The sequence below is a fragment of the Streptomyces sp. AJS327 genome (assembly GCF_013450295.1).
Lineage (GTDB): Bacteria > Actinomycetota > Actinomycetes > Streptomycetales > Streptomycetaceae > Streptomyces.
Genome location: NZ_SKBR01000001.1, coordinates 1,242,649 through 1,254,868 on the forward strand (window position 1 = coordinate 1,242,649; position 12,220 = coordinate 1,254,868).

Sequence of the window (12,220 nt, forward strand, 5' to 3'; positions counted from 1 at the left end):
GAACCGTGCCGTCCGTCCGTCCGGACGGGGGTGCCGTCAGCCGTCCCGTCGGTCGTCCCCGTCGTCGTCGCGGTCATCGTGGTCGTCGTCCCGGTCGTCGTCGGAGTCGTCTGAGGCGCCCTCGTCGGTCGCCGGTGGCTGCGGGACCGACTCGTCGCCGGGGCTGCTGGCGCCCGGACTACGCGACGGACCACCGGAGTCCGAGGGGCCGGGGGAGCCCGAGGGGTCCGGGCTCTCGCTCTCCAGCTCCACCGTGGCCGGTGACTCAGGCGGGTCAGGGCTGTCGTTGAGCGCGTAACTGGTCGCCGCGATACCGAGCGGGATGGCGACGACGGCGGTGAGTGCGGCTATGCGGTGTGAGAACGCCATACGGGGAAGGCTGCCCGCCCCCGATGGCACGCCGGATGAAGGACGGATGAGGGAATCTTCATAGGACCGGTTCTACCGGTAGGCGCCCCGGGTTCCGCAAGGTCAGGCGCCCGACGTTCCCGAGCAGTTCGCCACCCGTTCACCTGCCCCGGGTGAACGTCGAACGTCGAATGGTGAATGGTGAACGGCCGTACGGACACGGCGAATGGCGAACGGCCGTACGGGGCGCGACGGCCGGTGGACGTCGTACCGGTGCCCGGCCACCGGTGAACGGCCGTACGGGCAGCGGCCGTTCCGGACGGCCCCGCCTGGATCGGATGCGGCCCCGCTCAGGGGCGGCCGCTCCCGGGGAACCGCGAGGCCCCGGAGAACCGGACTGGCGGAACCCACCGGACAGCCGGAGAGGTGCCCGACCGGGGAACCGCACTGCCAGAGAGGTGTTCGGCCGGACAGGTGCCGGACCGGAGAGGCGTCAGGCCGTTGCTGACGGGCCTGGGAGCTGCCGGGCCGGGAAGGCGCCTGGCCGGATGCGCGAGGCGGGCGCGGCGAGGGACCGGAGCGGTGCCTGGCCGACGGGGTTGGCCCGGCTGGAGGGACGGGGTGGGCGCACCGCGCGGCGCCCGGGAGGGGCTGGAGAGGCCGGTCAGGCGTCCAGGCCGATGGCGAAGGCCGACTCCAGGTCGTGCTGCGAGTAGGTGCGGAAGGCGATGTGTGTCTCCGTGGACTCCACGCCCGGCACCTTGCTGATGCGCCCCGGGATGACCTCGGCCAGGTCGTCGTGCCGGGCGACGCGCACCATCGCGATCAGGTCGTGGGCGCCGGTCACCGAGTAGACCTCGCTGACCCCGTCCAGCGCCGCGATCTGCTCGGCGATCTCGGGGATGCGGTCGGTGCTGGTCTTGATGAGCACGATCGAGGTGATCACGGTGCGGGCTCTCCCTTGGTCGCCGGGGCGGGCCTGACCACTGTATCCGTACGGAATCCCAGCCAGGCGCCGAGGAACCCCAGCAGGAAACCGAGCACGTGCGCCAGATACGCCACCCCGGGGCCGTCCGCCGCGCCACGCAGCGCGCCCCACTGGATCGCCAGCCAGAACAGCAGCACCACCCAGGCGGGGAAGCGCAGCGGCAGGAAGAACAGGAACGGGAAGACGCTGGTGACCCGGGCGCGGGGAAAGAGGTAGAGGAACGCCCCCAGGACCCCGGAGATGGCGCCGGAGGCGCCGACCACCGTCTCGTCCGAGTCGGCGTACGCGGCGGCGTAACCGAGCATCGCGAGGACACCGGTGCCCAGGTAGCAGAGCAGGAACCGCGGCCCGCCCATCCGCCGCTCCACCATGCCGCCGAAGACGAACAGGAAGAGCAGGTTGCCCAGCAGATGGGCCCACGTCCCGTGCAGGAACATCGCCGTCAGGGGGGAGAGCAGCGGCCGCCACCCGCCGCCCCACAGCCGTCGGGGCAGCACTCCCCACCGTTCGAAGTACGCGTTCTGGGCCCGGTGCAACTCCTCGCCGGTGCCGTGGACGGGGAGGAGCCCGGAGGCCGGACCGACGAGGAACAGCAGGGCGCAGCAGCCGATCAGCCCGTAGGTGAGCAGCGGGGGCCGGGGCCGGGAGGTGGCGTCGCGCCGCTGGCCACACCGCCCCCGGCCGCTGTCCGTGACTCCGGTGTCGCCCTCCGTGCCGTCCATGTGCGGATCATGACCGCTCGCTCAGTGGGCATGCTCCTCGACACACGAGGAGGTCGGCAGGCCGTAGGGTTGAGGACACCTTGCATGCTCCTTACACCGGTCAGCCCGGCGACCGGCCGCACGACCGACAGTCCGAGACACGATGAACGAAGGAATGAGGAAACGACGATGGCGGTGCCCACCCCGACGGCCGACACCCGCTGGCGCTGCACGCTCTGCGGCAACCTCACCCGGTTCGACGTGACCCGGTCCAGCAAAGTCGTCGAGTACGTCCATCTGGACCTGGCGGGGGAGCCGAAGATAGAGGAGCGCGAGGTGCTCAGTGAGAGCATCGAGGCGGTGCGCTGCCGCTGGTGCAACGCCGTGGACGAGGTCGAGCTGGTGGACCGCCCGGGCGCACAGGTCTGAGGAACGGCGGGTGTGAGCGGTGGTGGAGAGGACGGGCGACGAGCGCGGTCTCCCGGACGGGCGAGCCGATCCGGAGGGGGCGCGGGCTCCGTCCGGCTCCGCTGACGCCCCGCCCGCGGGGGGAGGAGACTCCACCGCGGGAGGGTCCGCCGACGGCGGGACCCCCGCCGGGGCCGCCCCCGGACACCCCGCCGGGATCGGGTCCTCCGCCGGGGAGGCTGGGTCCTCGGGATCCTCAGGGTCCCCCGCCGAGGGGGCCGAGGCGCTCGACGGCCCGCTGCCGGAGGGTGTCCGCCGCCGGGTGATCGCGCTCACCGGGGACGTCGTCGGGGGGCTCACCGTCGGTGAACTCCCGGCCCCGCTCCGGCAGTACGCCCGGTTCACCCCACAGCGCCGCGCGAAGTTCGGCGGCAACGCGATGGCCGCGTCGCTGGAGAGTGACGCGGCCTTCCGGCACCGGATCGCCGCCCGCCTGCGGGAGCGGCTCCCGGATCTGACCGGGGCCATGGAGGAGGGGACGCCGCCCCCGGCCGCCGATCCGGTGGACGTGGCGGCCGTCGCGTACGTCCTGCGGCCGGACGGCTGGGTCAAGCTGGTGGCCGCCGCCGGTGAGGAGGCCCAGCGCGCCCGCGCCGAACGCGCCGACGAGGAGACGCAGGCCGAACTGGCCCGGCTCCGGAGCGAACTGGCGGACGCCCGCGCGGAGTCGCGGTCACAGGCCCACCGGATCCGCGCCGAGGCGGACGCGCTCCGCAAGGAACTGGAGTCCACCCGGCGGAAGTTGCGCAGCGCGCAGAACGACGTCCAGCGTGGCGAGGCGGCCGTGCGCAAGGCCCGCGCCGAGGTGGAGTCGGCGCGGGCGGAGGCCGCGGCCGAGCGGACGGCCGCGGAGAACGAGGCGCGGCGGCTCCGCGCCCGGCTCTCCGAGGCGGACGCGGCGCTGGAGGCCGGGCGGCGCGCGGCCCGGGAGAGCCGCAGCATCGAGGACATGCGGGTGCGGCTGCTGCTGGACACGGTGCTCGACGCGGCCCGGGGGCTGCGCCGCGAGCTGGCCCTGCCCCCCGTGGAGGAGCGTCCGGCGGACGCGGTGGACGCCGTGCGGCCGGGACGGGTCTCGCCCAACGAGGTCGCCGCGCGCGCCCTGTCCGCGACCGATCCGGCGCTGCTCGACCAGCTGCTCGCGCTGCCGCAGGCGCATCTGCTGGTGGACGGCTACAACGTCACAAAGTCCGGGTATCCGACGATCCCGCTGGAGAAGCAGCGGATGCGGCTGCTGGGCGGACTCGCGGTGCTGGCCGCCCAGTCGGGCGCCGAGATCACCTGCGTGTTCGACGGGGCGGACCTGGCGGCGCCGGTCCTGCTCGCGCCGCCGCGCGGGGTACGGGTGCTGTTCTCCAAGTCCGGGCAGACCGCGGACGAACTCATCGACCAGCTCGTGCGGGCCGAACCCCCGGGCCGTCCGGTGCTGGTGGTCTCCTCCGACCGGGAGGTCGCGGAGGGCTGCGCCGCGGTCGGTGGCCGCCCGGTGGCCTCGGCCACGCTGCTCAACCGACTCGCCCGCACCTGAACTCGGCCGCCCGCACCTGAACTCGGTTGCCGCGCCTGGACTCGGGCGCTCCGTACCCGAACTCGGCCGCCGCGCGCGAACTCGCCCGCCCGGCGCCGCCGTCGGGAGCCCCGCCCGAACTCCGCGTCCGGGCACCCCTGTTGAGCATCGGTGGCCGAGCGCCCGTCCGGTCGCGGCGGCTGGCCCGGGCGTGGGCGCGGCCGCTTTCGCGGAGCAGCGTTCCCGCGCTCCGGCGCCGAACTCCGGGGCGTACGGCGCCCGGAGAGTCCCGTGCGCCCCCATATGCCGCCATCCTCCCGGTGTGCGTCCGGCCGCTCCGGGTGGCGGAAGCGGAGTGTGGGGGGAACGTGGAGAGCGGGCGGTGAGCGGGGTGGGAGAGGTGAACGTCGTGTTGTGGGCCGGATGTTGCGCGGTCCGTGACACGCTTGTCGCTCCGCGTGCCGAACGGGTAAAGAATGCCGTTCCCGGACAGGTTTTTTCCCGGGGGGATTTGATCCGATCAGTTTGACGTGGCTAGTGTCTGGCCCGAACCTCCGCTCGGTTGATCACCTATCCGGGGTGACGGCGGGGGCCCGCCTAGTTCCGCGAAGTCCTCCCGACGGCGCGGAGCCGGAGTGACTAACCGGCAGGCGGCTGAGGAAGAAGGAGATCGCCCCAGTGGCGTCCCACCGTCGTCCCAAGCAGCCGAGCCGCACCCGGGTGAGTGTCTTCACCATGACCGCCGCCGCGGCTGTCGCGCTCACCTCCCAGGCAGCACACGCCGACCCGACTCCCTCCAAGAAGGAGGTCAAGAAGAAGGTCGACAAGCTGTACGAGGAGGCCGAGGGGGCGACCGAGAAGTACAACGGCGCCAAGGAGAAGCACAAGAAGCTCCAGAAGCAGGTCAACAACCTCCAGGACTCCGTGGCCCGCGGTCAGGGTTCGCTGAACTCCATGCGGGACGGCCTCGGTTCGATGGCCACCGCGCAGTACCGCACCGGGGGCGTCGACCCGTCCGTCCAGCTGTTCCTCTCCTCCGACCCGGACAACTACCTCGACCGGGCCGCGACGATGGACCAGCTGAGCGGCAAGCAGGCCGAGGCCCTCAAGAAGATCAAGAACAAGCAGCGCGGCCTGGCGCAGAAGCGTCAGGAAGCCTCGGACAAGCTGAAGGATCTCGCCGAGACCCGCAAGGAACTCGGCAGCAAGAAGAAGAAGATCCAGGGCAAGCTCGCCGAGGCCCGTGAACTGCTCAACTCGCTCACCGCCGAGGAGCGTGAGGAACTCGCCGAGGACGAGGAGCGCGCCAACCGCGACTCCAACGACCGCGTCGAGCTGGGCGACGACAAGTCCGCCTCACAGCGGGCGGCCGCCGCCTTCAACGCGGCCAAGACCAAGATCGGCACCCCCTACGTCTGGGGCGCCACCGGCCCCAGCTCCTTCGACTGCTCCGGGCTCACCTCCTGGGCGTACAAGCAGGCGGGCGTCTCGCTCCCGCGGATCTCCCAGGACCAGGCGAACGTCGGCACCCGGCTGGGCAAGGGCGAACTGGCCCCGGGCGACCTCGTCTTCTTCTACGACGACCTGCACCACGTCGGCTTCTACGCCGGGAACGGGCAGATCCTGCACGCCCCCAAGCCCGGCGCGAACGTGCGGTACGAGTCGATCAACAACATGCCGTTCATGTTCGGCCAGCGGGTCGGCTGACCCACTCGCCTCCAGAGGCTCCCTCTTCCTCGCATTCCCCGCATCCCCGCACCGCGCCGCCCGCCCCCGGGCGGCGCGCCCGTGGGGCGCCCGCACGCACCGGACCGGCCGGACCGCCGCCGGTCGGTTCGCCGTGCCTCCGCCGCCGCGCGTCGGTGTGCGCCCGCACCGCGCTCCACCGGCGTTCACCGCGCTCCCGGGCGCGCGCCGCGATCCGTCCCGTCGCCCCTCGCGCCGTCCGGTGGCCACCGGACGTCCGCCGCCCCGCGCCGCCGCCGCGGGCGGACGGTAGCGCGTCGTTCGTGCGGGTGAATCGCCCCGGACTCCGATGACGTCGAACCCCGTCGATGACCTGCGTCGTCGGCGGGGCTCGCCGGTGCGCCCCGAACATCCGCCTCCCGCGCGGATCGTGGACCCTCCGTCACGGCGCCGCTACATTGCGGGCGCAGTCGCCTAGCGGAAGGGACCCGTCCTCCAGTGGCATCGCACCGGTCACCCCGAACTTCCCGTGCCTGGCGGCCGGGCCATGGCTGGTCCGGCCGGGCCGCCGCCCTCACGGCCGCCGCGGCCGGAGCCGCCGCCGTGCTCCCGGCCACCCCCGCCGGGGCCGAGCCCGAAGCCGAGGCCGATCGGCCCACCGGGATCAACGCCCGGGTCGACCGGCTGTACGAGCGGGCCGAGGGCGCCATCGAGGCGTACAACGCGGTGGCCGAGCGGACCCGGGCGCTCCGCCTCCAGGCCGAGCGGGCGCAGGACCGGATCGCGCGCGGCCAGGCCCAGGTGAACCGGATGCGAGGCGCGCTCGCCGCACTGGCGGGCGCGGAGTACCGCTCCAGCGGGCTCGACCCGTCGCTGGCGCTGCTGCTCACCGAGGACCCGGGCGGCTATCTCGACAAGGCCGCGACCCTCGACCGCATCGGCAGTCTCCAGCGCGGGAAGATCCGCCAACTCCAGGGCGTCACCCGGGTACTGGATCAGCGGCGGTCGGAGGCGGCGGACAAGCTCGTCCGGCTGGAGCGGGAGCGGCGGGAGCTGAAGCGGCGTAAGCAGGAGGTCCGGCGGAAGCTCGGCTCGGCGCGGCGGCTGCTCAACCAGCTCACCTCCGAGCAGCGGGCCGAGCGGGAGCGGGCGGCCCGCGGCGCCGCGCGGACCGTCCTCGGCGGTGCCGAGCAGAAGCTCTCCGGGCGGGCGGGCGCGGCGGTCGCCGCGGTGCGGTCGGTGATCGGCGCCCCCTACTCCTGGGGTGCGAGCGGCCCGTCCTCCTTCGACTGCTCCGGACTGACGCAGTGGGCCTACCGGCAGGCGGGGGTGGCGCTGCCCCGCACCTCGCAGGGGCAGCGCTCGGCCGGGAGCCGGGTGCCGCTCGGTCAGGCCCAGCCGGGCGACCTGGTGCTGTACCGGGAGGACGCCAGCCACGTCGGGATGTACGTCGGTGGGGGCCGGGTGGTGCACGCGCCGTACCCGGGCGCCTCGGTGCGCTTTGACCCGGTGGGCATGATGCCGGTCTCGGCGGTCGTCCGCCCCGGCTCCTGACGCCCGGACCCCGGCCGACCTGGCGCGATCGCCCGGGCGCCCACGGGGTGTGATCCGGAACCGCCGTGCGGCGCCCGGCGGTTGGCGAACCGGAGGCGGGGCGGCGCCTCCACGGAAGTGCGGCGGCGGAGGTTCCGGCGGCTGGCGGGGGCGCGTCCCCGGTCGGCCGACGGGGGCTTCCCGCTCCGGCCGGAGACGGCGGACGGACGAGGGGCGGACGGCGGACGGACGCGGAACCGTCCGAACCGGCGGAGCGGCGGCGAAGGGTCGAGGACGGACCTCGCGGACGGTCCGGCTCCGGTATTCGGTCAACCGTGGCCGGTTCTTGCCCTTTCCGGGTGGGTATGTCCGCCGCGTACGATCACCGGGTGGTGGCGCGAGGGCGGGAGCACGGGACATGGCGGACTCTGCCGACGGCGCTCGCCGTCGCCCTCGTGGCGGGACTGGCCACCGCCTGCGGTCAGCCGGGCGAAGGCGCGGACGGCACCCGGGGCTCCGTGCAGCGGGTGCTGGACCAGCAGGCCGCCGCGGTCCGCGAGGGTGACGAACGCCGGTTCCTCGCCGCGGTCGACAGCGGAGCGGAGGAGTACCGCACCCGGCAGCGCGTGGTGTTCCGGAACCTGCGGAAGCTTCCGCTGGCGGAGCTGAGCCACGTGGTGGACGAGGTCTCCGGCGTCCACCGCACCGGAGGCCCGAGGACGGGGCAACCGCGGGTGCGCGAGGGCGAGTCCGTCACCGCGCGGGTCCGGCTGCGCTACCGCCTCAGCGGGTACGACACGGAACCGGTCATCGCGAACGAGCGGCTGACCTTCGTACGCCGTGCTGACCGCTGGTATCTCCACTCCGAAGCCCCGGGCAGCCGGAGCCAGTTATGGGAGCAGGGCGAGCTGTCAGTCGTCGAGGGGGACCGCAGTCTGGTGCTCGGCGTCGGCGCCGGTCGCGCGAGCCTGAAACGCTTCACCCGGGTCGCGGACGGGGCGGTGCGCGCCGTCAACCGGTCCTGGCCGCGCCAGTGGCCCGGGCGGATGGTGCTGGAAGCCCCCCGGAACCTGCGGGACATGGCCCGGCTGCTGGACGGCACCCCCGAGACGTACCAGGGCATCGCCGCCGTCACCACCGGCACGGCCGAGAGCGACCGGGGCGCCCCCGCCGACCGCGTGGTCGTCAACCCCGAGGCGTACGGGCTGCTCGGCCCGAGCGGGCGGCGTTCGGTGCTGACCCACGAGGCGGTGCACGTCGCCACCCGCGCCCACACCACCTCCGGCACCCCGCTGTGGCTGTCCGAGGGCGTGGCGGACTGGGTCGGCTACCGGGGCAGCGGGCGGACGGCTACGGCGGCCGCGCCGGTGCTGACCCGCTTCGTCCGGGGTGCCGACGGCGTCGGAGGCGCGGCCCCCGCACGGCTCCCCGGCGACCGCGCCTTCCGGTTCGGCCGGGACCCGGAGGCGCTGGGACGGGCGTACGAGGGGGGCTGGCTGGCCTGCCGCATGATCGCCGAACGCTGGGGCGAGCGGCGGCTGATCGACCTCTACCTCACGGTCGGCGAGGGCGAGCGCCCGGAGATCGACCGGGCGCTGCGGGAGGTGCTCGGAATCGGGGAGGCGGAGTTCACCGAGCGCTGGCGCGCCTACGTGGAGGACGAACTCGGCTGACCCGCCCCCGACCTCCCGTTCCTGGTCTCCCGTCGCCGCGCCGTTCCGCCGTCCCGTCTTCGCGCCGCCGCGTGGTGGTGGGTCGGGCGATGGGCCGCCGGTTTCCGGGACTCCCGTAGGGCGGTGGCGGGCGGTTCACCTCTGCGGGATGGTGGCGCGGGGCTGGCCGCAGCCGATGCGTCGTATCTCCGCCGTCGCGTAGCGCTGGAGCAGACGCCGCACCTTCGCGTCCGATCGGTCGCGTCGGATCGAAGGAGGGGAACTCCACCGTTCGTCGTCGGCACTCCAGGCTCCCCAGCAGAACCGCTGGGTCCCGGTGTTCGGCTCGTGGGTGAGGCCGTAGGCGAGCGCCGGGGAGCCGGAGCCCGGATCGGGCGCGTCCGGGGCAGGCGCGTCGGGATCGGGTGCGTCCGGGTCGGCGGTGCTGGATGGGGTTGTGGTGGCCTCGGACTCCGGTGTGGTGGCCTCGGGGCTTGTCTCCGCCCGGGTCCGCCCGGTCGGTCCCGGTGGGTGGCTCCTGGTCGGCTTCGCGGTTCCGGGGGTCCGCGTTCTCGCCTGGCATGGGTCTCCGTGGTGTCGGTCGGGGAGGCGGGGGCCGGGAGGGCTCCGCGACGAGGGGTCGGGGCTGACCGGCGGCCACGGCGTACGGACGGGGGAGCGCGGTGCCACATCGACGGCAACCGGTTCGCGGGGGTGGGCTGGTGTGGCCCGGAGCGGTGCGGGCCGCGATTCACCAGGTCAGCAGGTGCTCGTCGGCGTGCCGGGCGGCGGGGGGCCGGTCGGCGGTGGAGGCGCGGCGCCGGTTCGGCAACGTCACGGTCGAACGCCACAGCCGTGTGCAGCAGATGAGGGTGGCGGCGACCAGCAGCCCGTTCCGGAGGAACAGCACCACCACGCCCGGGCCCTCGCTGGCGGCCACGTCCGCGAACCAGACCGGGAACCCCAGCAGCGTCAGCCCGCTCGCCAGGAGCACGAGGACGGCGGGGAGGAGCTGCGCGCGGGAGCGCAGCGCCAGGCAGACCGCCGCGAGCCCGACCAGCCAGATCAGGTACTGCGGGCTGAGCACCCGGCTGGTGGTGACGAACACCAGCACCGCCGCGAAGGCCGCCTCCGCCGGGGTGGTCGGCGTCCACTCCACCGCGCGCAGTCGCCAGAGCAGCAGCCAGCCGAAGCCGAGCGCGCTCAGCCCCAGCGCCGCCGCGCTGACCGTGGCCACGTGGGGGCCGAGGAACTCCACCGACCCGTAGTGCAGCGCGACCTCCCCCTCCCAGCCGAGGTGCCGCGCGACGTGGAAGACCATCGCGCCCAGCGACTCCACCTCGGTACCCCGGTCCCGCTGCGCCGTGAGGAAGCCGAGCGCGCCCGGCAGCGTGACGGTGAGCGCCACGGTCAGCGCGGCGGCGGTCAGCAGCGCCGTCGTCCAGCCGCGCCGGGTGTCCCGGCCGCGCGGGGTGCCGAGCAACAGCAGCGCGGGCCAGACCTTCAACAGCGCGCCGAACGCGGCCAGTCCGCCGGACAGCCGGGGCCGCCGGGCCGCCGCCAGCAGCGCCGCGACCGCGACGGCCGTCACCAGCAGGTCGTACCGGGCGTACGCGGTGGGGCCCAGCAGCGGGACGCCCAGCACCCAGACCCAGGCGCCCGCGTGGCGCCCCGGTGCGCGTCCGGCGCTCCCTCCGCCGCCGGGCACCCCCCGGCGCCCGGGCCCCCTCCAACGTCCGTCCGTCCGCTCCCCGTTCGCGGTGCGCCCGCCCCGGACGCCCGCGCCCGGGCCGCGCCCCGTCCCGCCCCCGCGCCTCGCCCCGGCGCGCAGCAGCGCCACGAGGACCAGCAGGTCGGCGACGCAGGCCAGGACGTAGAAGGCGGTGGTGTAGTCGAGCGGGCCGAGCCCGACGAGCGGCCCGGGCGCGAGGATCGCGAGCGCCGCCGCGGGTGGGTACTGCCAGGACACGTCGACCCGCGGGAAGGAGCCGGAGCGCAGGACCTCGTACCAGCCCTGGTAGATCACCGAGACGTCGCTCGTGACGTCCGGTCCCGGAACCGTCAGCACCTTCAGGACACACAGCAGCAGCACGGACCGGGTGAGGAGCCATGCGGCGGTGGCGAGGCGCATCCTGAAGACGGTACCGGCCACACCGGACGGGCCCCCGCCACCGGGTACTGTCGGCCGATGCGCAAGACCTTGATCGTCACCAATGACTTCCCGCCCCGCCCCGGTGGCATCCAGGCGTTCCTGCACAGCATGGCGCTGCGCCTCGACCCGTCCCGGGTGGTCGTCTACGCCTCCACCTGGAAGCGCGGTCGGGCGGGCGCCGAGGCCACGGCGGCGTTCGACGCGGAGCAGCCCTTCGCCGTCGTCCGCGACCGTACGACGATGCTGCTGCCGACCCCCCGGGTGCGGCGGCGGGCGGCCGCGTTGCTCCGCGCGCACGACTGCCGCGCGGTGTGGTTCGGGGCCGCCGCGCCGCTCGGGCTGCTCGCCCCCGCGCTGCGTGCCGCCGGTGCGGAACGGCTGGTGGCGACCAGCCACGGGCACGAGGCGGGCTGGGCCCAACTGCCCGTCGCGCGGCAGTTGTTGCGCCGTGTCGGGGAGGGGACGGACACCGTCACGTACCTCGGTGAGTACACCCGCTCCCGGATCGCGGGCGCGCTCACCCCCGAGGCGGCGGCCCGCATGGTCCAACTGCCGCCCGGCGTCGACGAGGAGACCTTCCACCCGGGCGCGGACGGCGCCGCCGTACGGGAGCGGTTCGGGCTCACCGGGCGGCCGGTGGTCGTGTGCGTCTCCCGGCTGGTGCCGCGCAAGGGGCAGGACACCCTGATCCGCGCGCTGCCCCGGGTGCTGTCCGAGGTGCCGGACGCCGCGCTGCTGATCGTCGGAGACGGGCCCTACCGGGGGGAGTTGGAGAAGCTGGCCACCGCGCGGGGGGTGCGCGAGGCGGTGAGCTTCACCGGCCCCGTGCCGTGGTCCGAGCTGCCCGCGCACCACGCGGCCGGGGACGTCTTCGCGATGCCCTGCCGCACCCGGCGCGGGGGGCTGGACGTCGAGGGGCTGGGCATCGTCTACCTGGAGGCGTCGGCCACCGGACGGCCCGTCGTCGCCGGGGACTCGGGTGGCGCGCCGGACGCCGTACTGGACGGGGGGACCGGCTGGGTGGTGCGCGGGGAGCGGCCGGAGGAGGCCGCCGAGCGGATCGTGACGCTGCTGCGCGATCCGGAGCTGCGCGCCCGGATGGGCGCCCGCGGGCGCGTCTGGGTGGAGGAGCGCTGGCGCTGGGACCTCCTCGCCGAACGCCTCCGCCAGCTGCTCTGACGTCCC

The 12,220-nt window shown here is 74.6% G+C and carries 10 protein-coding genes; 6 read left to right on the forward strand and 4 right to left on the reverse strand.

Features of this window, described 5'->3' with window-relative positions; all coding sequences use genetic code 11:
• Positions 1 to 36: 36 nt before the first annotated feature.
• The 3 genes from E0L36_RS04970 to E0L36_RS04980 all read right to left on the reverse strand — a co-directional run bounded on the left by E0L36_RS04970 (position 37) and on the right by E0L36_RS04980 (position 2,058).
• Positions 37 to 369: a hypothetical protein gene (locus tag E0L36_RS04970; protein WP_180927602.1), complete on the reverse strand. Its 333-nt coding sequence runs from the start codon at positions 367 to 369 to the stop codon at positions 37 to 39.
• Between the two features lie 643 nt (positions 370 to 1,012).
• Positions 1,013 to 1,294, reverse strand: coding sequence for an Lrp/AsnC family transcriptional regulator (locus E0L36_RS04975; RefSeq protein WP_180927603.1), 282 nt, complete (start codon positions 1,292 to 1,294; stop codon positions 1,013 to 1,015).
• Positions 1,291 to 2,058 carry a rhomboid family intramembrane serine protease gene (locus E0L36_RS04980; protein ID WP_180927604.1) on the reverse strand — a complete coding sequence of 256 codons (768 nt, stop codon included), beginning with the start codon at positions 2,056 to 2,058 and terminating at the stop codon, positions 1,291 to 1,293. The genes E0L36_RS04975 and E0L36_RS04980 overlap by 4 nt, the downstream gene beginning before the upstream one ends.
• Positions 2,059 to 2,226: 168 nt before the next feature.
• Here E0L36_RS04980 and E0L36_RS04985 point away from each other — a divergent pair, with 168 nt between their 5' ends.
• The 5 genes from E0L36_RS04985 to E0L36_RS05005 all read left to right on the forward strand — a co-directional run bounded on the left by E0L36_RS04985 (position 2,227) and on the right by E0L36_RS05005 (position 8,904).
• The gene (locus tag E0L36_RS04985) at positions 2,227 to 2,466 is read left to right on the forward strand and encodes a hypothetical protein (RefSeq protein ID WP_180927605.1); all 240 of its coding nucleotides are present in this window, start codon (positions 2,227 to 2,229) and stop codon (positions 2,464 to 2,466) included.
• Positions 2,467 to 2,662: 196 nt separating this feature from the next.
• Positions 2,663 to 4,033 carry an NYN domain-containing protein gene (locus E0L36_RS04990; RefSeq protein WP_308416703.1) on the forward strand — a complete coding sequence of 457 codons (1,371 nt, stop codon included), beginning with the start codon at positions 2,663 to 2,665 and terminating at the stop codon, positions 4,031 to 4,033.
• A gap of 657 nt (positions 4,034 to 4,690) precedes the next feature.
• A complete protein-coding gene (locus E0L36_RS04995) occupies positions 4,691 to 5,719 on the forward strand; it encodes an NlpC/P60 family protein (RefSeq protein ID WP_180927606.1) in 1,029 nt (342 codons plus the stop codon).
• 477 nt (positions 5,720 to 6,196) lie between these two features.
• Complete coding sequence (locus E0L36_RS05000) at positions 6,197 to 7,252, forward strand: C40 family peptidase (protein ID WP_180927607.1); 1,056 nt, start codon at positions 6,197 to 6,199, stop codon at positions 7,250 to 7,252.
• 368 nt (positions 7,253 to 7,620) lie between these two features.
• A complete protein-coding gene (locus E0L36_RS05005; RefSeq protein WP_219636101.1) occupies positions 7,621 to 8,904 on the forward strand; it encodes a hypothetical protein in 1,284 nt (427 codons plus the stop codon).
• 730 nt (positions 8,905 to 9,634) lie between these two features.
• On the opposite strand, the gene E0L36_RS05010 is transcribed toward E0L36_RS05005, so the two are convergent.
• Positions 9,635 to 11,014 carry a glycosyltransferase 87 family protein gene (locus E0L36_RS05010; RefSeq protein WP_180927608.1) on the reverse strand — a complete coding sequence of 460 codons (1,380 nt, stop codon included), beginning with the start codon at positions 11,012 to 11,014 and terminating at the stop codon, positions 9,635 to 9,637.
• Positions 11,015 to 11,071: 57 nt separating this feature from the next.
• On the opposite strand from E0L36_RS05010, the gene E0L36_RS05015 reads away from it, so the two are divergent.
• Positions 11,072 to 12,214, forward strand: coding sequence for a glycosyltransferase family 4 protein (locus E0L36_RS05015; RefSeq protein ID WP_180927609.1), 1,143 nt, complete (start codon positions 11,072 to 11,074; stop codon positions 12,212 to 12,214).
• Positions 12,215 to 12,220: the final 6 nt, after the last annotated feature.

Bases quoted from the DNA above. Each gene is read 5' to 3' on its own strand.
- E0L36_RS04980 (WP_180927604.1), bottom strand. From the start codon at position 2,058: ATGGACGGCACGGAGGGCGACACCGGAGTCACGGACAGCGGCCGGGGG.
- E0L36_RS05010 (WP_180927608.1), bottom strand. From the start codon at position 11,014: ATGCGCCTCGCCACCGCCGCATGGCTCCTCACCCGGTCCGTGCTGCTG.
- E0L36_RS04985 (WP_180927605.1), top strand. From the start codon at position 2,227: ATGGCGGTGCCCACCCCGACGGCCGACACCCGCTGGCGCTGCACGCTC.
- E0L36_RS05015 (WP_180927609.1), top strand. From the start codon at position 11,072: ATGCGCAAGACCTTGATCGTCACCAATGACTTCCCGCCCCGCCCCGGT.
- E0L36_RS04970 (WP_180927602.1), bottom strand. From the start codon at position 369: ATGGCGTTCTCACACCGCATAGCCGCACTCACCGCCGTCGTCGCCATC.